The sequence below is a fragment of the Butyrivibrio sp. FC2001 genome (assembly GCF_000424125.1).
In the GTDB taxonomy this organism is placed as follows: domain Bacteria; phylum Bacillota; class Clostridia; order Lachnospirales; family Lachnospiraceae; genus Butyrivibrio.
Genome location: NZ_AUJH01000011.1, coordinates 97,775 through 121,879, shown reverse-complemented (window position 1 = coordinate 121,879; position 24,105 = coordinate 97,775). Strand labels below are relative to the sequence as shown.

The 24,105-nt window shown below is 42.1% G+C and carries 19 protein-coding genes; all 19 read right to left on the bottom strand.

What is annotated here, in order from left to right; translation table 11 throughout:
• Positions 1–3 precede the first annotated feature (3 nt).
• Complete coding sequence (locus G601_RS0105490; protein ID WP_026664744.1) at positions 4–843, bottom strand: LicD family protein; 840 nt, start codon at positions 841–843, stop codon at positions 4–6.
• Positions 840–1,565 (bottom strand): IspD/TarI family cytidylyltransferase, encoded by a 726-nt coding sequence (locus G601_RS0105485; RefSeq protein WP_026491751.1) that lies wholly within the window; start codon positions 1,563–1,565, stop codon positions 840–842. Before G601_RS0105485 ends, G601_RS0105490 begins: the two co-directional genes overlap by 4 nt.
• A gap of 24 nt (positions 1,566–1,589) precedes the next feature.
• Positions 1,590–2,519, bottom strand: a complete 930-nt coding sequence (locus G601_RS22055) for a LicD family protein (RefSeq protein ID WP_051205621.1) — start codon at positions 2,517–2,519, stop codon at positions 1,590–1,592.
• A 57-nt stretch (positions 2,520–2,576) separates the two neighbouring features.
• Positions 2,577–5,342, bottom strand: a complete 2,766-nt coding sequence (locus tag G601_RS24735; protein ID WP_051205620.1) for a sulfatase-like hydrolase/transferase — start codon at positions 5,340–5,342, stop codon at positions 2,577–2,579.
• Between the two features lie 27 nt (positions 5,343–5,369).
• Positions 5,370–6,179 carry a DUF4422 domain-containing protein gene (locus G601_RS0105470; protein WP_026491750.1) on the bottom strand — a complete coding sequence of 270 codons (810 nt, stop codon included), beginning with the start codon at positions 6,177–6,179 and terminating at the stop codon, positions 5,370–5,372.
• Between the two features lie 45 nt (positions 6,180–6,224).
• Entirely contained in the window at positions 6,225–7,139 is a 915-nt protein-coding gene (locus tag G601_RS0105465; protein ID WP_026664743.1) for an alpha-1,2-fucosyltransferase, read from the bottom strand.
• Positions 7,139–8,350 carry a polysaccharide pyruvyl transferase family protein gene (locus G601_RS0105460; RefSeq protein WP_026491748.1) on the bottom strand — a complete coding sequence of 404 codons (1,212 nt, stop codon included), beginning with the start codon at positions 8,348–8,350 and terminating at the stop codon, positions 7,139–7,141. The genes G601_RS0105465 and G601_RS0105460 overlap by 1 nt, the downstream gene beginning before the upstream one ends.
• A gap of 15 nt (positions 8,351–8,365) precedes the next feature.
• Positions 8,366–9,775 (bottom strand): DUF3329 domain-containing protein, encoded by a 1,410-nt coding sequence (locus tag G601_RS0105455; RefSeq protein ID WP_026664742.1) that lies wholly within the window; start codon positions 9,773–9,775, stop codon positions 8,366–8,368.
• Positions 9,772–10,815 carry a glycosyltransferase family 2 protein gene (locus tag G601_RS0105450; RefSeq protein WP_026664741.1) on the bottom strand — a complete coding sequence of 348 codons (1,044 nt, stop codon included), beginning with the start codon at positions 10,813–10,815 and terminating at the stop codon, positions 9,772–9,774. Before G601_RS0105450 ends, G601_RS0105455 begins: the two co-directional genes overlap by 4 nt.
• Positions 10,815–11,849, bottom strand: coding sequence for a glycosyltransferase family 2 protein (locus G601_RS24730; protein WP_026664740.1), 1,035 nt, complete (start codon positions 11,847–11,849; stop codon positions 10,815–10,817). The genes G601_RS0105450 and G601_RS24730 overlap by 1 nt, the downstream gene beginning before the upstream one ends.
• Before the next feature lie 14 nt (positions 11,850–11,863).
• Positions 11,864–13,273: a sugar transferase gene (locus tag G601_RS0105440; protein WP_026664739.1), complete on the bottom strand. Its 1,410-nt coding sequence runs from the start codon at positions 13,271–13,273 to the stop codon at positions 11,864–11,866.
• A gap of 27 nt (positions 13,274–13,300) precedes the next feature.
• On the bottom strand, positions 13,301–14,467 hold the full coding sequence (locus G601_RS0105435; protein ID WP_026664738.1) for a hypothetical protein: 1,167 nt from the start codon (positions 14,465–14,467) through the stop codon (positions 13,301–13,303).
• On the bottom strand, positions 14,436–16,259 hold the full coding sequence (locus tag G601_RS0105430) for an ABC transporter ATP-binding protein (protein ID WP_026491742.1): 1,824 nt from the start codon (positions 16,257–16,259) through the stop codon (positions 14,436–14,438). Before G601_RS0105430 ends, G601_RS0105435 begins: the two co-directional genes overlap by 32 nt.
• A gap of 13 nt (positions 16,260–16,272) precedes the next feature.
• On the bottom strand, positions 16,273–17,142 hold the full coding sequence (locus tag G601_RS0105425) for an alpha-1,2-fucosyltransferase (protein ID WP_051200875.1): 870 nt from the start codon (positions 17,140–17,142) through the stop codon (positions 16,273–16,275).
• Positions 17,143–17,190: 48 nt separating this feature from the next.
• The gene (locus G601_RS24725) at positions 17,191–18,234 is read right to left on the bottom strand and encodes a glycosyltransferase family 2 protein (protein WP_051205619.1); all 1,044 of its coding nucleotides are present in this window, start codon (positions 18,232–18,234) and stop codon (positions 17,191–17,193) included.
• A 15-nt stretch (positions 18,235–18,249) separates the two neighbouring features.
• The gene (locus G601_RS22035; RefSeq protein WP_051205618.1) at positions 18,250–19,359 is read right to left on the bottom strand and encodes a hypothetical protein; all 1,110 of its coding nucleotides are present in this window, start codon (positions 19,357–19,359) and stop codon (positions 18,250–18,252) included.
• 15 nt (positions 19,360–19,374) lie between these two features.
• Positions 19,375–20,829 carry an MBOAT family O-acyltransferase gene (locus G601_RS0105410; RefSeq protein WP_242834385.1) on the bottom strand — a complete coding sequence of 485 codons (1,455 nt, stop codon included), beginning with the start codon at positions 20,827–20,829 and terminating at the stop codon, positions 19,375–19,377.
• A gap of 85 nt (positions 20,830–20,914) precedes the next feature.
• A complete protein-coding gene (locus G601_RS0105405) occupies positions 20,915–22,168 on the bottom strand; it encodes a glycosyltransferase (RefSeq protein WP_035790370.1) in 1,254 nt (417 codons plus the stop codon).
• Entirely contained in the window at positions 22,153–24,102 is a 1,950-nt protein-coding gene (asnB, locus tag G601_RS0105400) for an asparagine synthase (glutamine-hydrolyzing) (protein WP_026664735.1), read from the bottom strand. The genes G601_RS0105405 and asnB overlap by 16 nt, the downstream gene beginning before the upstream one ends.
• Between the last annotated feature and the right edge of the window lie 3 nt (positions 24,103–24,105).

The following is a 24,105-nucleotide window of genomic DNA, read 5'->3' as shown; positions in this document are numbered from 1 at the left end:
ATATCAGTCATTTAACCTGTAGGCTTTCATATCATGTGTCTTTCTTTTATCCTCGGGAGGAAGCTGCATATAATCCCCGAAAAGATTACACAGATATTCATGCCAATATGAGGTTGCCTTGAAGGTATGTCCTTCGAACTCCACCTCTATGGCCTTTTCATAGGCTTCTCTCGGTATAGCCTCATGTATTCCGTAAAGCCCTTCCGTCACGATTCCCACGTTCTTAGCCTTCTCATAGGGAAAAGCTGTAGAAATAGTGATCAGTTTGTCATTATATCTATCAGTATTTATTATATTTGCAAACAGGAAAAGAAATGGCTTTATCAGCTTCTTTGAAAGACTTTTTCCCTCAAAGGGTCTGATGTGCTTCATCTGCACATACTTTCTATAGGTAGTAACCTTCCTGTAAAGCTCGGCAACCTTGTCCTCATCATCCGGAAGTCCATCCACCGGAAGAAGATCGATCCAAAGGTTGTCATACTCCTCTTCCCTGAAGAAATCGTTATATACCACAGTTCTCTTATCAAGCACCTTGATGAAGGGATATCTGGAGGTTCCATTGTCATAGCAGACAATTTTCAGCCACTCGGGACCATCAAGCTCATCGTTTCTTGCAAGCTCGCAAAGCCTGTTGTACTCAGGTCTTGTCATGCAGATATCAATATCGTCGTCCCAGGGAATAAAGCCCTTATGCCTTACTGCCCCCAGAAGGCTTCCTCCACATAGATAAAAGGTAAGTCCCTTTTTATCACATATCTTCTCAAACTCAAGGAGGATATTAAGCTGTGTATCCTTTATTTCCTGAAGGGAAAGTCTCTTCCCTAAAGTCTCTTTATTTCTCACTTTAACCAGTTGTCCTTATCTGATTTAAGATAAGCCTTGAACATCTCAAGGTCATCCTTGGTGGTAAGCTTGATATTCTTATCGGAACCTGCTGCAAAGTAAAGCTTCTCGCCAAGATCAACCATCATTGTGTTGGTGTATGCACTTCCCTTGATACCGATTCCCTTTTCAAAGGCCTCATGATATGCCCAATCAAGCTTGCCAAACTTATAAGCCTGGGGTGTAGATACTCTTCTAAGTGTCTCTCTTGGGATGTACTTCCTTGTTGTTCCCTCTTCCTCATCATTTACCACGAAGATCTGCTCGTTATAAGGAAGGGATGTAACAGCATTGCCGTGTTTTTTACAAACAACGATTACGTCGGAAAGAACCATCTCATCCACAAGAGGTCTGATTCCGTCGTGGATTATGATAATGTCATCATCCTCAGCCTTGCCCTCAAGGTTAAATACACCGTTTCTTATGGATTCCTGGCCACTCTCGCCGCCGGGAACGATCCACTTAAGCTTTGTTATATTGAACTGCTTCGCATAAGCCCATACCATATCCTGCCAGCCATCGATGCACACAAGCTCGATAGCATCGATCTGAGGGTGCTTCTGGAAGCCCTCAAGTGTATACATAAGAACAGGCTTGTCATATACGTTTATAAACTGCTTCGGAATATCCTGCTGCATACGGTGTCCTGAACCGCCAGCGATAATTATTGCAATATTAGCCATTTTAACTTCTCCCTTTCCCCCGCATTATTTATTAAAGTTGAGCTCGACAGCTGAATGTATCTCGCGGTCCTCTTCCTTCGGAATCTGCATGTAATTAGGCCCATAGAGAATCTCCATATAAGTCTCTGTTCCCTTGGGAATCTTTACATTAACTCCTTCAAATACCGCATCCCGTGCCTTACACATATCCTCGCGATTGTACATCTCGCCAAAATAGTGCTTTCTTCCGCTAGGGATACAAACCTGCTTCGAGTCTTCCAAACCACAGTAAGAATACCAATAAATGACCCTTTTGGCAACTTTATCAAGGCTCTGCCACTTAAAGAGTCTTCCTATCTTCATCTTCTTTGCAAAAGCTTCCTTTAACACCTCATTCACCGACAGATAGGGCTCAAGTGCCTTCCAATCCTCAGCCGTTTTTCTGCAGGTCAGAATATATCCAAGCATAAGGCACCAGGTTCCGTGAAGCTCCCTTTTTAGCTTATTGTCATAGGTGTTTTCCAGAACAAATATATCTATGAAAATTCCGGTATCCTTCATGGTAAGCTCATTAAAGGCCTTGTAGGTAGTGCCCTTTTTCTTTATCTGAACATGGCTCATGCCATAGCCTCTGCCAAACTCAGGTCCGCAGAGTACATATTTATCTCCGAGCTTTTCATCAAAGATGCGCTTTAAATGCTCAAAATCTTTTCTTGGCATATTTATGTCGATGTCATCATCCCAGGGAATAAAGCCCTTATGCCTTATAGCGCCGAGTACAGAGCCGCCGCTTAGTGTATAGAATATGTTCTCTTCGTCAAACACCGCTATGAAATCCTTAAGCATCTCAAGAAGTGTCTGCTGAAGCTCCTTTAGCTGTTCATTATTAAGCTCAAAGGTACCGGGGGCTCCGCGAAAGCCGGTCTTGAAAAAGTGCCGCTTATCAGCCGCTCCCATAGCCTTATTATTTCCCATTTACCAATTTTCCTTCTTGTTTTGTTTTAGTGTCATATCCCGCATACTTACGGATCATCAATCCTTAAGCACAGTATCAAAATCAGCAACATCGCTGTAAAATCCATCAACGCCAAGTGCCATAAAATCCTTTATCTCCTGTGGATCATTGACGGTGTGCGTATAAAGCGGAACACCTGTGGCTTTAATACTTGCCACAAAATCTTCATTTATGAAGGCTTTCTTTGCTGTCCATGCTACGAAATCGTGCTTACCTGCTGCCTCCATAAGGGCCTCTGGAGTTCTCTCCTCCTCCTCGGTTCTGTAAAGAGTAAAGATTATGTTATTAAATCCCAGCTCTTCCATGACAGTAGCCTCTTCCTCGTGGTAAACCTGTATTATGAATCTGTCCATAAGATCAGGACAATACTCCGCTATCTGCTTTGCGCCCTCTGCGTTATAGTCCTGCTTTATATCAGTAACGATGTACATTCCTTCATGGCCCCTTAGAAAATCCACCAGACTTCCAAGCCAGAGGGGAGTAAACTCATTTTCCATTTTACAGGACAAAGCCTCATCAAGGCTTACCGCATCCTCAAGAGGCGTCCCGTCTTTATAAAGCTGCTTCCACGCATGAGCGCAGACGAGCTGGTTATCCTTTGTCATCAAAAAATCCAGCTCGCAAAACTTATTTCCTTTATTATAGCAATTTTCTATAGCTTCAACGCTGCTTGTATAATTATACTCAGTTCCATCAGCGGAATTTATAAAGCCTCCCGCATGAACTATATGCTTTTCTTTTATAAGCTCTTCCCTGACCTTCGCTGTTTCAGCGGTATTCTTTGTTGAATATTCAAAGAATTCATCAACTCTTCCCTTTTTATCAAAGAGATGGTTATACACAATGGATCTGTACTGCTGCAGTCTCTCATAATATGGTGAGCTCTCGTCATCTGTGTTATAAAAGTTCCCATCTGCACCGATATAACCGTTTGCAGTAAGGATCGGAACTTCCTTCATGGTATCCAGAAGGTACTTGCTATAGCCGCTCATCTTCATGCCTGCCGCATCAAGCATAAGCGCCTGAAGATAGTTGATACTGATTCCGTTTTCCTCAGAGTAATCAGCCTCAGGAATATCGTAATTAGCCCAGATAACGAACTTTGTGTGGTAGAGGTTTAAAAGCTCCTCTCCCTCAAGGTTATTCTTGTTACCACCTACGAGCTTATTATAAAAGGCATTGCCAACTCCGGGCTCATGATCGCCAAACATCACTATAACTGTGGGCTCATCCACCTTTTCAAAGTACTCAACCAGGTCCTTTAAGGCCTTATCACTCTCATGAATAAGGTTCAGATAATCCTGAACTCCGTCCATGTTAAGCTCTTCATCTGTAATCTTTACTTCATCCGGGACATTTTCCATATCATTTGAAAAAGGTCCGTGATTTTGCATGGTCACATTAAATACGTAGAAGGGCTCATCACTCTCTGCTTTCGCCTTCTCGTATTCCTCGATAATCCTGCTATAATCCGCGCTGTCAGTGATATGCTCTGACATCATGGGAGTACCTTCAGGAAAATCCTCAGCTGAAATAAACTCATCAAAGCCAAGAATAGGGTATACGTTATTGCGATTATATCCGTTTGGTTTATAGGGATGAAGTGCAATAGCCCTAAAATAGTGATCAAGTAAAAGGTTCCCTGTAAGAGTCGGCATAAACCTCTTTATATAAAGCTGATAGGGAGTAGTTCCTGCGGGCAAAAATGCCATGGAATCTCCAGATAAAAACTCATACTCACTGCTGGCTGTCTGGCCGCCAAAAACAGATACATAGCTCCAGCCCTTAATGGTATTTTCTGTAAGGCTGTCATAAAAGGGCATCACTTCCATGTTTGTAGGAAGATCTCCAACATCCTGAAGGTCAGAAAATGCCTCATTCATAATGGCGATTACGTTTGGCCTTACCTTTTCATCAGATATTGAATCTGAAGGATATTCCGCCATAAGTCCCTTAATGTTATCAGGATCATAGCTCTCAGGCTTATCAACCACCATATTCCTTATGCTTCTGCAGAAGGTAAGCAGTCCTCCCTTTTGTCTGTAGGTCTTAATCGGAATCCATACATGGACGGAAATCCCCTGATTCTCAAGGAAATCAGTAAATGCCACGCATCTTGCAGCACCTGCAAATATCACAATAGCAACGACTGCTACAGCAATTCTCTTCCCTATGCTTATCCTGTTTTCACGCTCAACTTTATAAAAGAGAGCAAATGACAAAGTCGCAAGCAGAAACTGAATCGCCATAAACTGGCATATTTCCATCTCATAGGTGTAATGACCTGCAACGTTAAGGGCTGTTCCTGCAGTAGCTACATCTCCCGCAAGAATAGGAACCTGTCTGTATAAAATTGTAAAATAATTGGCGAGTCCAAAAGAAATAAACAGCAGACCGCTTGTGAAAAACGATATGCCAAGAGATAAGGTTAAAGCAAATATGAACCATATGATCAGAGCATACAGTCCATAATTACCAATAAGAATCTTTTTACCGGCTTCTATGAAACCAAATCCGGTACTTAACGCTTTTTCAGTGAAGTAAAAGCATAACAGCGGATAAATAAGTAGCGCTACAGCAGTTACTGCCTTAGAGGATTTCCATTTCTTCCTTCCCAACGTGAAAGGTGCAGCGACTGAGAATATAAACAGCAGCGCACTTATTAAAATATATCTTTTTCCGGTGAAATCAGTTACGTGCTTGTACGCAATACCTGAAACAATCAATACAAATATTAAATATATTATGCCAAATGCAGCACTTTTTCCTGATTTTCTTTCCACTTTATACTTCTCACTAATTCTCAATGATCAGAAACTGTGATCATATTTCTTATGGAAGAGCTTTGCAGCAAGGAATGCTCCTCCCTTTTTAAACCAGTTGACATTCTCAATGTGTACACATGGAAGCTCCTGAATCTGATACCTCGGGATAGCTCCTGTTGTAACCTGGTAATCAAGCCACACATTGAATATGAGTTCCGCAATTCTACCTATATATCTGCCCTGATAAGCACTGAGATTGTTCTCGGGATATCTGATCTCAACCTCATTAAGGATCTTGAACAGCCACTCGCAATACTTATCCAGTATGTCCTTACGCATTATCATCATATTAAACATATGACCTGAAGTCTGAGTCATAACTCTCTCGAAGGACTCCATATATTCAGGACAAAGGTCCTTAATTACCTTGCCGGTCTCATCCAGCTGCTCCACGTAATGTGTATGAGCATAGTGTGATTGAAGAGTTTCTATATAATACTTCCTCTTCTTGGGAACTATGATACAGTTCTTCTCAAGAAGTCTCTTAACTTCCTCACCGCCAATAATCTTATTGAACGGATCATCCTCTCCCCTTGCCTCAGGTGAAGCAAAATATCTTCTATAATGTACGAGACCTATATAATCTGCCTTAAGATTCTTCCAAGCCCAGTAGAGACCTGTCAGCTCGCAATAGCTGCTGTTCTTCTCAGAAATGTTCTCTCCCGTGTTATCCTTCTCATAAGGGGTATTCGCGGCCTTCTTATTAACCGCGCCCACCTGCAAAGGCATATAGACCGGATCATCAGGCATTCTGTATTTTTTTGTGGTCGCAATAATGATCTTAATATCAGGCATTCGCCAGTTCCTTTTCTTACTATAATCAATACCTAAATGACTATTTTAGCGCACTTTGCCATCTTTGTCCATGAGCACCCATCCAGCCCAATAATCATGCATAAGTTCAGGGTCTACAGGCTGATTATTTCTCATGGTCAGAGTCCTTACAAGCTTCTTATCCTTTCTGCGGTTCAGTCTTGCTCCCCAGAAGGAAAATGTTGAGTTTGCACAGATATTTCCCATGCAGTGACTCATGAGCTGAATATCCAGAAGCGAATACTTACCCGTGTTGTGATCCACAATTGTGTATCTCTCCGGGTCAGCATATTTTTGGCGTGCATACTCAGGGTCATTTGTAAAAATATAAAAATGTGTATCAGGATCCAAAGCTCTGAAGTAGTCCATGGCTCCTTCATAGTACTCATCAGTTGCAATATTTCCAAAAAGCGCAGCATTCTCAGGATCGAGGTAATCTCCTCTTCTTATATGAACGCTGACACTTGGACGAAGCTCCATCTCGTTCATAAGATCCATATTCCTGACGTTTATATCCGTATCAGGATGCGTAGGAAATATGAAAAGATCTCTCAGCTCATCCATAATATCATCGTAGTATTTCTGGCAGGCAAAATACCCTTCGATATACTTATCCTGCATGTTGAAAATCTCCGGATGATACATGCAGCTCTCAGTAAACCTTTTGCTTGCGGCAGGCATAACCTTCTCAAAAACTTTTCTTGCTATGCTTCTGTCAAGAAAATACGCTCTCTCCTCGGCTGTACACACTGGAAGAGGGAGATTCTGAAAATATGAAAGCTCCAGCTCTCGCTTAGCAAGAACACCGTCCTGAGTTTTTTTATCAAACCAGCTTGTATCAAGCTTTATATCTTTATCTGCGCCGGCTTTCAGCAGCTTTCTGTACATGGCATACTGCTGCATCTGGTTTCCCAGGCCTCCGGCTATCTGTATTATCAGCATTAAACAAGCTCCTTTATATAACGCGCATTATCTGCCGCACGCTTACTGTATTCAGGCATTATCTCCTGAAGTCTCTCTCTTATTCCGTCCTCATTCTTAAGAATAAAATCAAAGGCCTCTACAAGATCCTTATCAGAAGTCAGCTTCTGAACAGGCACAACATAGTTTTCATCGGTTCCAAAAAGATCAGTTGCAATTCCCCTGGATTTTACAGAATATCCAAGCACAAGTGTCGGAACGCAGGTAGAATATGCCGCAATGGTGGAATGTGTTCTTGCACCTATAAAAATTCTGCACTCACTTATAAGTCCCTTTAATTCCTCAGCGGAAGCATCCTCTGCAAGAATAACCCTTCCGGTATCCTTAAACTCCTCATAAAGCTGTGTGAGCGGCTGTCTGTCGTCATTACTCTTCCAAACCACATGAGGCACAAGTAAAACCTTTGAGCCCTCAATATCATTTAATATATGTCTGATCAGATTCCTGTAATTCTCCATGGTGATTCCGGGAGAAGCTTCCTTTCCCTGAACCATGGGACTTACATTTAGTCCTATAGTATTTCCTTTTACAAAACCTTCAGGGAGACTTCCCTTCTTAACAGGAAGCATAAACGCCGGATCAGGACAGAGCTTAACCTTATCCTCCGGGATTCCTCCATCTATCATTCCCTTGTAGGAAATAGATTCCCTTACTGTTATGAGATCAAACTTCAAAAGGTCATCCTTTAAATCCTTCACCGTATCCGGCTCCACTGAGCATCCCATAAGGATGGATGACATCCCCTTTTCAAGAAAAGCTTCGTGAGCAAGCTTAAGATCATTAACCATCTCTGGGTAACAATAGTTATCTCCTCCTATGGAAACAGCTATGGGATTCTTATACTGTGATGCCTTCTTCAGAACATCCTTAAACTGGTACCTCAAGAAGGATACCGCATCACCCGTTACCTTTCTATAGGCATAATACATAACATGAGGTATCAGATCCTCAGCTATATGTCTCTCTTCGATTATGCTGCATTGCCCCTTCGATACTCTGTCTCCAAGACCATACTTCATATCCTGTTCTTTATTATTTGTAATGATTACAGGCGGTATATAATTTTCATTCCTGCACTCTTCCGTAAGGGCTTCAAGAGTAGCATCCGCTATTGCTTCGCACCCGTGATTGCCACTGCCTGCGTGCATATAGAATAATAACTGTCTTTCCATAAACTTTTTTCCTTATTACTCCTCAGTATCAGGATCAACTCCCAAAACTGTTTTAAATCCGTAATACTCTGCGATCATCTTATTGTTCCAATTGGTCCAGTCATCTGAAACATCGCAGGTATACGCAGATGTATATTTCGTATAAAACTGATCACTCAGCATGGGGATTTCAACATCCTCTGCTCCTGCAGCTGCCTGCTCTTCAAGATAGCTGTAGCGGTTTTGTTCCTCGCGATATATCCTTGCCAGATTGGCACCGCTCTCAATATAGGTAAACAGCATGTAAATTGCCATAGCGACTACTGTACCATATTTAACAGTCTGCAGCAAAACAGTTTTTTCTGATTTATCGGCATTACCATCGGCTACTGTATTATCCGCCTCTCCGGTACTGATCCTGCAATATCCCTGTACTATAGCCACTATAAGGAATATTCCTGCACCAAAGAACGCTCTCTCCTGAGGTGTCACTGTAAGGATAAGGCTGTAGGATGTAGCAAAAAAGATGAATACAAAAAGTATCATCGCCTTTAAATCCTTAAATTCTTTTCCCTGCAGCTTAAGAAGCAAAAACAAAACAGCAATTATTATAAGAAGAACCATAAACTCTTCTTTGAGAACCAATGTTATTTTAAGAAATCTTGCAGCCATACCAAGAAGTCCGGTGTGTGCCTCCTCCATGTACTGGCTTCTGATACTGTTCCCGGGCGCGAGGACCATAAATCCAAGTCCCACGATTGTTCCAGCTATGGCTGATGCAGCGAAGGCATACAGCTTTTTATAATAAACTGCAATGATTATCATAAGAAGAAGCAGGCCACCGCTGGTATTCTCATTACACCATCCGGATACTACTCCAAGAAGAAACATCCCAATGCAGGAGAGAGCTTTCTTCGACTTATCCTCACCACCCTCTGTCTGGCACTTATCATAAACATTTCTGTAAACAGTCACCATAGCCATAACAATTGTTGTTGTAAACAGATAGTTACATGCTCCTGTCTCCCATAAAATTGTCTGACCAAAGGATACTGCAAAAAGCCATATAAGAAGAACTCCCAAAAGATATGCACCGACATCATATCGGATGTTACTGTTCGCATTACGATATATGAGCAGTGTCAGCGCCGTAAACACCGCTGCCGCCACAATATTAAAGAACACTCTTCCGCCCAGCGTATGCATGTCTATATACATAAAAATCCTAAGCATAAGATGAGCCACAGAGCGCCCGGTCCAGGTCATGTACTGGTGATGCTCCTGAGCAAAAAGTCCCAAAAAGCTTCCTGCCTCCTGAACCTGTTTACCATAACTCATGTCATCCATAAGCATCGGTGTCAGCATCTCGTATATCAGAATTGTCACAAAGCACACTATAACTGATATTATAAACAGTCTTTTTCTTGTGTTCTCTTCTCTAATCATATCTTCTTCCATTGTCCATACAGTTTCATATACAGATCAGGGCTTACGCTGAATAATGTTATCTTAATCTTATAGCCTGTTGATAATCTGCCATAACATCCCCTGACTGCTCTTGCCTTATTTATCATAGCTTTAGCCCTTGCTACGACCTCCTCTTTCATCGCAAGAGTAACTGTCATGCCTTTATTGTCTCTCATATCAAGGGTTTTAGCAAATTTTGACACCACTAAAAGCGCAGCCATAACCCTTATTGCTGCAAATTTTATGCTGGCATTTTCGGAAATCCCGGGTTCAAGCTCTGAAAGCTCCTTATCAGCTATCTCCCAGCAGGTTATCTGGTCCAGATATGAGGGCTTGAAGGCCTTGAGCATAGCTCCGCTGTCATTGAAGTTATACTTATAACCGCCACCTGTTATAAGACTTATGCAGGCTTTATCATCTATCTTCTTCAATACCTCCAGGAGAAACAGCATATCCTCGCCTATCGTTATATTTTCAGGGAATCTCACAACCTTTCCACCCTCAAAAATAAGCTCTCTCTTGAACAGCTTTCCCCACACATGGGTATCTTCACTTAAAATACCATCCTCTATGTATCTGCGCCCGGTAATAATATCATTTGTTACTATCTTTCCATCCATTATCACAAGGTCCGCATCTGTCCTTAACACATTCTTCAGAAGGTCTGATAAATATGTATCTCCCAGAAGATCATCAGCGTCAACAAAAGCGATATACCTTCCGCCCGAAATTTCCAATCCCAAATTCCTGGCTTTAGATACACCGCCATTTTTTACATGTAACACTTTAACAATATCGCTGGTTTCGCTAAGTCTGTCGCAGATAGATGCCGTTTTATCGGTAGACCCGTCATCTATAATGATGATCTCCATAATACCGCTGTAATCCTTAGCTGCATTACTTATTTCATATGATATCACCTGTGAGCATACTGAATTCACACAGTCTTCTATCGAGTCCTGTGCCTGATAAGCCGGTATGATAATGCTGACCATAGGTCTTGTCATGGCCTTATCCATCAGTTTGCCCCCGCCGTAACTTTGTCATACATCTTTATAATAAATCTGATCGCAATAATAACAGGTATAATCGGATGTTTCATTCCATAATATACCAATCGATTGGATTTCTCTGAAACAGTTACAGGTGTTTTTCTTATTACTTCTGCAATCTCATCTGATTTAAAAACGTCTTTAATATGTGCAGTTGCTCCAGGATCATCAGCACGAAGTCCGTTCTTCATTACCAGAAAAAGGAGTCTCACATATTCCTTGTCCATCTGCTCCTGGGCATTGGATACTCCCTTATCCTTCATAATGCCCAGAAAAGTATGATAATCAAGCTTTATGTTATCCAAAAGACGCTTATCATAGCCGTGGGCCATGGACTCTCCAATGGTTCTGTAGTGATAAAAGAATCCATCTTCAAGTATTGTCAGTCTCTCTACATCAAGAAGACACGGAAGAATAATATTTACATCCTCTGCCATCCTGATGCTGTAATCAAGATAATGCATGTTATCTAATATAAGCTGACGTGTTATCAACTTCATACATCTGGACATTATCACAGGTCTTGTCTCTTCGCCAAGGAGTCTCGTTCTAAGCTCAGAAAGCTTTTCCTTTTCATAGACTCCGGGCGCTGCTCCGTGAGAGACCTTTCTCTTTTCGTTCTTCTTCTCAATAATATAATTGCTGCTGACGATTTCCTTTATATCAGGGTCAGGTGATGCGTACTTTAAAAGCTCCTCTACCATTTCCGTATCTACCCAGTCATCGCCATCGATAAAAAGGGCATATCTGCCCTCTGCTGCCTTTACCCCTGCACTCCACGCAGACATAAGACCGCCGTTCTCCTTATGAATTACCCTGATTCGTGAATCCTTCTTTGCGTACTCATCGCAGAGCTCACCACTGCCATCAGTTGCTCCGTCATCCACAAGGATTATCTCTATATCTTTATAGGTTTGTCCAAGCACGCTTCTCATACAATCATCAAAATACTGCTTGATATTATATACAGTTATGATAACGCTGACTATTTTTTCTGGCATATAAGAGCTCCTTCTTAGCGTGCGCCTCTTCCAAATAACACAACACCTACAGTTTTAACAAGAATCTTGATGTCCAGCCACAAGGACCAGTTATCTATATACTGAAGATCAAGCTTAACTACATCGTCGAAATCTTCTATATCACTTCTTCCGCTGATCTGCCACATTCCTGTAAGTCCGGGAGTCATGCTGATTCTTCTGCGGTAATACTGATTGTACTTCTCAAACTCATCCTCGGTGGGTGGTCTTGTTCCAACAAGGCTCATATCGCCCTTAAAAATGTTGAGGAACTGCGGAAGCTCATCAATACTTGTCTTTCTGATGAAGGCGCCAACCTTGGTAATTCTGGGGTCATCCTTCATCTTAAACATGAGACCGTTCATCTCATTCTGATCAGCAAGCTCCTGCTTTACCTTCTCAGCATCGGTTCTCATACTTCTAAACTTATATATCTTGAAACGTCTTCCGTTTCTTCCGATACGAACCTGTGAGAAGAACACGGGTCCGGGAGAATCAAGCTTGATTGCCAGTGCAACGAAGGGTGTGAAAATTGCGGTAATCACAAGTCCCACAAAGCCTCCGATAATATCCATAAATCTCTTAAGTATAAGCGCTCTGTATCTCTCTGTTCCGTGAATATATGAGATAACTGAATAGGTAGCAAGGTTGCCAACTGAAGTACTTCCTGCAATATTGGGCAGCTCTACGCAGTAGTGAACCGTAACACCCATGTCACCAAAGGCTGCAATCGTCTCATTAAGTGAATTCTGACTGATATTGGGTGTGTAAATAAAGATCTCATCCACTGGGTAAGAAGTAACTGTATCTATCAGGTTATCCCTGTTAGCGATTATTTTGACACCTCTTATTTCCTCGCCTGTCATATCCTCATCAAGACATACCGCTCCCTCGATGGAGTAGTTGATTTCAAGTCTGTGCTGGAGATGTCTTATGGTAGGCATCATTATTTCTTTTTCGGAAACAACAAGAAGCTTGATAGCAGTATCTCCGCTCTCCCAATACTTTTTAAGGACGAGCTTAACAAGCTGATGAAATACAAGCATCAGAATCACATCAAAGATAATAAAATAGAGCATTACCAGACGTGAAAACTGCTCAGCAAGCTTAAGAACATACGCAATGGCAATAGTTCCAAGAATAAGGACAACCTCAAACTTTACGACAGCAGTCCCTTCCTTCCAGACAGTTCTCTTTAAGAAGCCTCTGTTGGCGTCAATTGCGAATGTATAGACCGTGCAGATAAGCGCCATAAGAATGCATATAATGAAATGCATGGTCTTATCCTGCATGTCTCTGAAATTCCAGAATCTAATATAGGTAGCGAGAACAAATGATATCACTATTGCCAGAATATCAACTGCCCAAACCACATAGTTAACCAGATATTTTGTCTTTCCCTGCACTACTTTTTCCTTCCTCCTCTATGACCGCTAGCTTTTATCTGCCAGGTTCCTTTCGTATAAGGACTCTGAAAACAGATAAACTCCGGCTATTGGAAGCAGATAATTTCTTCCAATAAATGAAGAAACAAAGCTTGCTTCTACCAGAGTAAATACACTAATAGAGATCACCATTATCATAGTGGCATAATCTCTCTTGCGGTACAAACGATAAATAAAGTAGACAATAACCAGCAAAATAAGTATAGCCGGTATTATCCCATACCAGTAAAACAGTCTTACCCATCCCATGTCAAAAAAGGAATTACCGCTAAACTCATCTCCAAAGAGACTCCAGGTTTTAAGCGATCCCTTATGGGGCTTTGTATCATAATACAGCGACTGAATTCGTCCGGTAAGTATCTTATCCAGTTTATAATAAAAAGGATATTTCTTTTTTCTTGCATACTTGCTTATCTTGGCTGCCCACACCGAAAAAGCAACGCAGGCACCTATCACAGCCACGCCGAATCCGTACAAAAAAACAGATTCCTGTAAAAACTTAATCTCATAAACTGCAAAAGCAAGTACAATCGTAAACACAGTAAGTGCCACACCGGTTCTTGAGCCTGTAAAGAAATACAGGATCATATTAAGTGCCAGCATGGCTACCATTATACCATTTCTCACCGCTCTTTTATAATCGCGGATCAGATAAACAAACAGTACTTCAATTGAGAAAACAACACTCATAAGAGTATTGGGATGACCAAAACCAAAGGTATACCTTACCTCGCTTCCGGCTTCTCTTCCAAAATCATCGATAAGCCTGATGTCTCCGGCAAAGCCTGCAACCGACATGGCCACAATAAGCAGGGCTCCTGCCGTTGTCATAACAAAAATATATCTGAGCATAGCCTTTAAGTCCACATCCTTGCAGGCTATTACAAACACCGAAAATCTGAGGAGATCATTATTTCCCGTTATCTTATAGCTGACCACGCTGATAGCACAGACTATAACTATGGCTATCCACTGCTTAAATGAGTACTTTGTAAGTAAAAGCGCGATTACCGAAAGCACAAAGCTTATCCTGAATATCTGCTTCGGACTTGATAACGGAAGCACACTCCTCTCATAAACCATCAAAAGGAGCTCAATCGTAAGAGCTGCATATAAGGCTATATTACGTAGCTTTGTGATAAACGATCTTTCCATCAAGAGTTGTCTCCACGATCTTCTCATCCCTAACCTCATAGATCATGTCGCACTTTTCGATAGTGTTAAGTCTATGAGCGATGATGATCATCGTCTTCTTTCCATGGAAGCTGTTGATAGCCTCCATAACTGCTGCCTCAGTCTCGTTATCAAGAGCACTTGTAGCCTCATCAAATACAAGAATCTCAGGATTATGATAAAGCGCTCTGGCGATTCCGATTCGCTGTCTCTGACCACCGGAAAGTCTCACTCCGCGGTCACCAATCTTAGTATCAAGTCCCTCGGGAAGGCTCTTAATGAAATCTGCAAGCTGTGCTTCCTCACACACCTGCCAGATTCTGGCCTCATCAATCTCATCAGCATCTATTCCAAATGCGATGTTGTCACGAATGGACTCATCTATCAGGTATATGCTCTGGGGAATGTATCCTATCTGAGCAAGCCATGACTCGTAATTGCTGAAAATATTCTGTCCATCACAGAGTATCTCACCACTCTTCGTGTGAAGAAGTCCAAGAAGTATATCAACTATAGTGGACTTACCTGCTCCTGAGGATCCCATGATTCCCACAGATTTACCCTTGGGAACCGTCATATCTGCGCCGGTAAAAATATTCTTATCAGCATCGGGATATGCGAAGGTTATTCCCTTAAGCTCAATCTTGTCATTAAGCTGAAGCGCAGGACCTGCGATAGCACTTCTCTCTGCAGCCATCTTTTTATCTGACTTCATGGACTCTGAGAGATTGTTATATACAAAATTAAGTGCAGGCTCTTCGTATGCAATCTCTGTAATATAGTTATTTATACGGTTTGCACTGGGTATAAGCCTTATTGCAGCCACAGCAAACGCTGCCAGATGCTCAACAAGAAGCTTCGTATCTCCGCCTCTTGATACGTACACAATTATAAATCCGAAAACAGCAGCCATGAAAACTGTCTCAATAAGGGATCTTGGTGAATTATTAAGGACAGTATATCTGATATCAGTATCTGCTCCAATCTTACCGGATTCATAGTAATTTCTTATGAAAAAGTCCTCACGATTAAGGACCTTAACTTCCTTAAGTCCGTAAATAGCCTGGATTCTCCACTTGGCAATCCTTGATGCGATGCTCTGGTTCTTTTTTCCTATATCATTCATTACAGGCTTAAGAACCTTGGTGATAAGTACCGTCATACCACCAAGAACAACGATCATCAAAAGCGCCATCTTCCAGTTGGTATAAACGAGATAAATTCCCAAAAACGTTGAAACCACAAGCTCTGTACAAAGATTCAAAAGAGCCAGCATAAGTGAAAATGTTTTCGGTATATCGCCATCAGTTATTCTAAATACCGTAGGAATATCTGCCCCGAGATAATCCTCGTAGGGTCTGTTCAAAAACTCCCTCATCACGCGGGAAATCATATCATTACGGGTTTTGGATATAAAACTGTTCTGCACATATACCAAAATTAGAAGGTATATGTTTTTCACCACATAAATGATAATAAGCGTAGCCAGAATCGCACAGATCAGCTTGGCATTTGTATCAAGGCCCATAGCCTTCGGAAGCCCATTTATAACAGGGAGCTTTTCTATCTTACCGCGAACTGCATCAGGATCAGTAATAACTCCCACAACCGGAGCCAGCATTCCTACTCCCAGTGTCTCAAACAGACCGCCGATGACGATCATGATTCCCAGGATCACAAGCATCCTTTTCTGCTTTTTATCAAAAATATAATTTATCTTGGAAAGGAGATTAAGACTCTCGGCCTTATTCTCCTTCGGATTACTTAAACTCATAAAACTTCCTTTATCAAATACGCGTCATACGCGCAGTATATATATCATCCATGGGCTTGTTGTTAAGCCACTTCTTCGGTACTATAACTGTCTTTTCCGGAGAATCATTCATCCAGGCACTCCACCAGCTGTAGCTTGAGTTAGCCAGAATATGATGCTTACAAAGGCTCATAAGGAGCATATCAACCGCATCCTCATTCTCTTCCTTTGTATCAACGATACGGAACTTCTTACCGGATACATTTTCCTCACACCATTCCTTATCGCTTGTAAACACATAGAAAATAGCGTCGGGATGCTCTTTTACCATAAGATCAATAGCTCTCTTATAGTAATCGGTATCACATATTCCTCCGAAGGTCTCCACTGTTCCGGGAAGAAGATAGTCGCCTCTTCTCACATGGATACTGACGGACTCTGTCTCACGGATATGTCTGTATAGATCCCAGCTCTCTGCGGAGGTGAATACCTCCTCGGGCTTAAACGCAAACTCCTTGCGAAGCTGAGCTACTACCTCTTTATCAGGAAAATACTTATCGCTCTGGAAAAAGCCATTCAGATAAGCTTCCTCAAGCTCAAAGACCTTGGGATCAAATATACCTGTAAGCTCCTCATATTCCTTGGATTTTCTTCCAAAAATCTTTCTTCTGATCCTGCTGAAAAGATCAAGATAGGAATCTGTTATGTCCACAACCTCGGCATCTGTAGCCTTGTCGTAGGTGATTCCGAACATATCTTCAAGCACCGGATCTCTCTGCTCATCGTCGCGAAATCCGTAAACATCATCGATCTTAACTTCCTTCCCCAATGCCTTGAGCTGAAGATACAGGGCATACTGGAACATCTGGTTTCCAAGTCCGCCCATCATTCTAATTATTATCATACATCCCCCTGTAGTGATACTGCTTATCTTCTAATTTTAGAACATCTCTTATTTGAGATGAAAATGATCATACATCCAGCGGTGGTCCAAAAACTTCTGCATCCGCTTTTTCTCCTTAGGATCAGCAATCCTGCTGCCATATATCCTGTCAACGCTGTCGCGGCATTTCTCTATATAAGCCGTGATGTCCTCAAGATATTTGCTCTTATCCCCGGTCTTATCCAGCTTGGCCTCCGCATAAAAATCAAGGAGCCTTGTGTACATCAGGTAATCCTGAGTATCAGCCAGATCCTCCATTCCTATCTGCCTAAGGAACGCCTTAACCGAGTTGCAGGCAGGTATCCACTCTGAAAAGATGCAGTAAAATCCCTCCTGTGTGCCGATGCTGTCCTTTCTGTCTATTATATAATGATAAAGCGGTGTGTCAACGAACACGGCCTCTCCTGCATCATGCAGTATTTCTAATGTAAAACGCCTGTCCTCATAGAAGAGTATATTAGGAAAGCTCTTGCCCTCAAGAAGACTCTTGTGATAGAGCTTGTTCCATACCATACTCTTCACCTTAAGGTCTTCTGATTCCTCAACACAGGCAGTGATAAGCTCTTTGGAGTCTACCATCCTTATAGAATTCGCACGCATATTTTCATTTAGAGGATGAATATCTACAGGCATATCCTCTGCATTCTCAAAATAATTGCAGATAGCTAGCTTTGCGCCTGATTCCAGAATCGCACTCATCATATATTCATAGATATAATTCTCTACGTAGTCATCCCCATCAAGGAAAGCAAGGTACTCGCCCATAGCTTCTTCCATGGCGTAGTTCCTGGCGGTTCCGGGACCCTGATTACTCTGGTGAACAACACGGATTCTTGTATCCTGGGTCATATAGTAATCGCAGATAGTCCCTGTCCTGTCGCGGGAGCCATCATCTATTATCAGAATATCCAGATTGGCATAGGTCTGCGCCATAACAGATTCAATACATCTGGACATGTACTTCTCTACATTGTAGCAGGTGATCGCAACTGTGATCAGCGGCTGCTCTGAAACAGGTATTCCCTTAAAATAAAAATGAGAAATATCTCGCATAGGTTCTTCTCTTTCTTAATCTATAAGGCTATTGTAATCAAAGTTATTAAGTAAATAGCTTTCTTCTATAAAATAGCCATCGGCATTTTCTCTGGTAATTCTGTCTGATAGCTCAAACATATCAGTATTTTCATAGCCATTTTCATACTTGACTATAGTATCTATTATAAATTCATTTACCTTATAATCATAATGAGCCTGATCCCTGTATCTTGAAAGATCGGCGGTTATCTCAGTATGAGTGGTAAAGCTGTATATGTGTATATTATCACATTCCAGCATCTGTTCTATCGCAGCCTGCTTGCAAGCAAGTATTTTATCTAGCTGCCCTTCCTCATAGAGGGCTCCCCAATATACCATCGAATAGGGCGGGAAGAAATACAAAAATGTTGTCTCCGGGTGCTTTCTTGCAAGAGATACCACATTCTGCTCGATGTTTCCCTCAAGCATTTTCTTCTCTTCATCTGACAGTATCCATAATTCAAAGCTGTCGGGATCCACAAATTCCTTTTTGCCGTAGAGAACGTATTCCTTGCCGTATTTATTATCCCCATCGGTATAGCTGTACTCATCAAAGCTTGTATATCCCGGGTTCTTTCTCTGAAAATATGAGGTCAAAGCAGGAATCGCATACCTTAAAATAACATCCTTATTGAGTAAGTACTTCACGTCATCAAATGGATCATCATTTGTAAGCCAGTAAGGATAATCTCCCATGTCATCCCTAAGCTCATCCTTATCCCTCATCAAAAGTGAATAATCAAGGGGTCTTAGCACATATTTGGGGTTATGACCACTGTTATAGGCTGCTATGAGATTATCGTTTATTTCCTTATAGGTAGCCCCTGAGTATGGAACCTTTATAGTTCTAAATCCTAGTCCTCCCTCAAACTGGCTAGCCTTGAAGTTCTCCGCCATGGAGGTCCCGGTTATTATAGCATCATAGTCGAAATTCCTTGTAATTCCGTCGTTCTGGGATCTCTGGTCATATAGCTTATAAAAAAGCTTCGGATTAGGTGCTCTGTAGTGAAAAAATGGGTCCACAAAAAACACCAGCCCTGCTGCCAGAGCCAATGTAGCTATAACCAGTATTAAAATACTGTAGAACCATTTTTTTGAAGTCATTAATCCTCAGCCTTTTTAAAAATTAAAGTATAAAAATGTCGAAATCGAGCTCATGGACACAATACAGGTCACAAGTAACACCCACGTAAATACAAGCGAAGCAGCACTGGTCCTGTATTTTCTCTCGTAATTATTCTTGCAGCAAAGACAAACTATCAGAGCTGCCACCATAGAGAGAATGCAGCCTGTCATAAGCACATTTATATCAGCACTCGGCATGTGAAGCAGCTGAAGCACGTACCTGAATCTCGGAATCCTGAAGCCCTCCACAATCTCAGATCTCACATCCAGATTAAGAACGAAGAGACGCTTTAAAATCTGAAGCCACTGTGCTACGCTGTCTGCCCTGAAAAGAAGCCACGCTACATTTATGAAAACGAATGTAACTATCCAGCTACATACCTTTATAATTCCGCCAAAAAAGACGCCCATAGGAGCTTTTTTTACACTGTCACAGAGCTTTACATATAAACCGTGTGTCAGCTTGTTTATGCACTGTCCAGCCCCGTGGAGCATTCCCCACAAAATAAAGGTCCAGTTGGCACCATGCCATATTCCGCTTACCAGAAATACAATAAAGGTGTTTATATAAGTCCTGAGCTTTCCCTTTCTGTTCCCGCCAAGAGGAATATAGATATACGTAGTCAGGAATCTGGTCAAGGTCATGTGCCAGCGCTTCCAGAACTCCGCTACGGATATGGCCTTATAGGGCGAATTGAAGTTCATGGGAATATCAAAGTTAAACATGGCACCAAGTCCTGTAGCCATATCGCTGTAGCCGCTAAAGTCAAAATAAATCTGGAAGGTATAGGATAGCATCACTATAACTATCTCAGAAATAGTAAGGGCACCCTCTCCCACTGGAACAAGCGCTGCCTGTGAAAAGCCGTAATCCACAGCTTTTCCGAACATATCAGCTATCAGCATCTTCTTTGCAAGACCGCGGGTGAACATCATAATTCCGCGGCACAGATTGTCAAAATTCACGCTGTGCTTTTTCTTATCCCTAAACTGAGGAATAAGCTCAGAGTGAAGAACTATGGGACCTGCTACAAGCTGAGGGAAATAAGACACGAAAAGCGCATACTCGAGAAAGGAATAATCTCCCGTCTCCCCTCTGTATGCATCAACAATAAAGGATATCTGCTGGAAGGTGAAAAAGCTTATTCCCAGCGGAAGTACTATGTGTCTTAAATTAAAATCCGTTCTGAATACTGCGTTTATATTCTCTATGAAAAAGTCGTAATACTTAAAATAGAATATGAGACCTACATTAAACAGAATTCCCAGTATCAGATATGGCTTTCTCTTTGCAGCTTCACCCTTATCAAAGCGCTGCATAGCCTTTGACACTATAAAATTAACCGCTATAGAGCTGCATATTATCAGCAGATAATAGGAATTAAAATACCCGTAAAACCAAAGGGACATGGCAAGAAGTGATGTTAAAGAGAGCTTCTTATGCCCCATTTTGTGGAAGCCGAAGTAAAATATCAGCGATAGCGGCAAAAAGCACAATATAAAAATGTATGAGTTAAATTGCATCCGCTATCTCCTACATAAGTTCCTCGAAATATTCTTTCCACTTTGCATTTACGCTGTCCGGGTTATACTCCTCCCTGACGCTGAGGGCTGCACCGCCCATCTTCCTTGCTATTGCAGGATCATCCGCCAGTCTTTCCAGAGCATGAAAAATGTTAGTCGCCATCTTCACATCAGAATCCATCGGAATAAGGATTCCGTTTCTACCGTTCTTAATAAGGTCTGCAGGACCACCACAGGGACAATCTGTCGATATGCAGCAAAGTCCAAGTGACATAGCCTCTATAAGAGCGTTGGGCATACCCTCCGTCTTGGAAGTAAGGACGAAAATCTCAGACTCGCATATTCTGTCAGCAATTCTGTCGACACTTCCCATAAACGTAACCTTGCCGTCTGCTCCCTTACCTGTTTCATCAAGTATCTCGAGCTTGCCGCAGAGCCTCTCTAACAGGTCTCTGGTAGGACCGTCGCCATAAATCATAAGCCTGTAATCAGCATGTTTTTTCACAAAATATGAAAAGGCATTTATTATGACCTTCTGATTTTTATTATCATCAAGCCTTCCAACCGATACGATAACCTTTTTCCTATCCTCAAAAGGCACCACATTATGAGCCATAAACTCTTCATTTATAGCATTTGGAAGAACCCTGCACTTATTTCTGATAAGAGGTCCGAAAAAGTCCATGGCACCGGTTGTCTGTACCACAACACCGGCCGCAGCGGGAAACAGCACCTTCACGGCTGCCTTTAATCCCAGGGTAGCGTACTCCTCAGATGGAGTTGCCCTTACTGACACAACCACAGGAATATCCAGCGATAACGCCGACTGCAGTGCCATAACATTATTTTTTCCAAGAAAAGACAGAATAATATCAGGTTTTAATCTCTCCCAGGCATTTGTAAGCTTTTCAATCCTTCTATGGAAGTTCTGCGCACGGTTTCCCTTCTCATAGGGCATAAGCGCCGTGAAAATTCTGCCTATTCCCATGGGCTCACCGCCCTGTAAATCCACATATCTTAGCTCTTCATCGGGGTTAAGCACCTTAACTGCGTTCTCATCGTCCTCGCTCTTAAGAACCTTCCAGGCAGCATGAGGAAGCTCATACTCATCGTCGGACAAATAGGTTGTAGCAAGCGTCACTTTGTAGCCTATACCGTAGAAATACTCAGCCAGATTGCACATGACACGCTCAGCCCCGCCCTTGTTGAGTGAGCCTATATACATAACTATATGCTTTTTCTTTATAGTTACCTTTTCTGCCATCTATACCTTTCATACCACTGCTGGAAGTTGAAAAAGCTCCAGGACAGCTTGGAATAATTAGCTCCGGTAGCAGGACCACCGTCACCTTTTTCCAGATAATTTCTGATAAATCGTGATGTATAATCCGCATCAAAAATGCCCTGATTTTTAAGGAAGTTCACATCACTGTAATCTATAAGCTTGTCGCGAAGGGGTCCTCTAAGCCATGTATCGGTAGGACATCCAAAGCCCTTCTTAGGTCTGTCCAGAAGGTCCCTCGGAATATAATCATAAGCAATATCCTTCAGGATATGCTTTTTATCACCATCTGCAAACTTGAAATTATGAGGAATGGAGAAGCTGTACTCCATAACCTCTGTATCCATTATAGGACATCTGCACTCAAGAGAGTACTTCATTGATGCTCTGTCCATTTTCACAAGAATATCTCCCGGAAGATAGGTATCCATATCAAGAAGCATACGCCTTATCTGCCAGTCTGCCACCTCGTAGGATGACTCGATAGGATACTTGCACGGAAAAAGTCCTGTCGGTCCAAAGGCTCCGCTCATGTACTGCTCATAGGTAAGCCGCTCATCCATAGCCTCTTTTCCTGTGATAAATGCATGTGCAGAGAGTATATAGCTGGGTGATGAAAACTGAGTCTTGGTCTCCGGATCTCTGTTACCTGCAACTACCTGAACCCTGAAGGGAAGCTTATTAAGGAGCTTACTGTCTCCCATAGGGATCTGACCAATTCCGTTTACGATTCCGCCTGCCATATCGAGTTTTTGAGCCTGCGCAACATTTTCATATATATTATATCCGCAGAAAAACTCATCTCCGCCATCACCAGAGAGCGCAACAGTCACCTTCTCCCTCGCAAGCTTGCACACAAGCATTGTGGGTATTTCCGACTCATCCGCAAAGGGCTCATCGTAATAATCCGGAATACTCTCTACCAGATCCAGCATCTCCGACTCATCGATATAGAGCTCCGTGTGATCTGTGCCAAGGTGCTTGGCCACTCTCTTAGCAAACTCAGCCTCGTTATACTCAGGCACATTGAAGCCAATGCTGAAGGTCTTGACCGGAGAATCACTGTTTTCCTGGGCAAAAGCAGTTATAAGTGATGAATCATAACCACCTGATAAAAATGCTCCAAGAGGCACATCAGCTATCATTCTGTCTGCAACAGACTTCTTGAGGCGACTCTTAAGCCCCTCCTTTGCTTCCTCGTAGGAGCTTATCTGGGAGGCTGATCTTTCCTTATAGGCCTTTTTAACATCCCAGTATTTTTTCTTAGTGAGCTTACCATTATTAAAAACGATCATCTGACCGGGCTCCACCTGCCAGACATTCTCAAAAATGCTTTCAGGAGCGTTAATGTACTGCTGATACAGATATCTGGGAATAATGGATTTCCTGATATCAGCATTAAAGCCGGGGCACTTCATAATGGGCTTAAGCTCTGATCCGAAAACTATATTTTCATCTTCAAGCCAGTAATAAAGCGGCTTTTTACCTATTCTGTCCCTTACAAGATAGATATCCTCTGTCTCTCTGTCATAGAGAGCTATAGCAAACATTCCATGAATGTGGTCTGCAAAATCAGCTCCCCACTTTAAGTATCCTGCCAGGATAACCTCTGTATCACAGGTCGATTTAAAGGGATATCCCTTAAGCTCTTCCTTCAGTTCAAGGAAGTTATAAATCTCCCCATTAAAAACGACAGAAATCCTGCCATCCTCCGTAGACATGGGCTGGTGCCCAAGGGGCGAAAGATCCAGGATTGAAAGTCGTCTCTGTGCAAATCCTATGGTGTAACCGTTTTTCCCGGGATACAGCTCCACACCATTGTCATCAGGTCCTCTGTGGATCATGGTGTCATTCATTGCTCGCAGTTCATCTTCAGTTATTCTGTTTCTTGATATATATCCGCAGATTCCGCACATGGG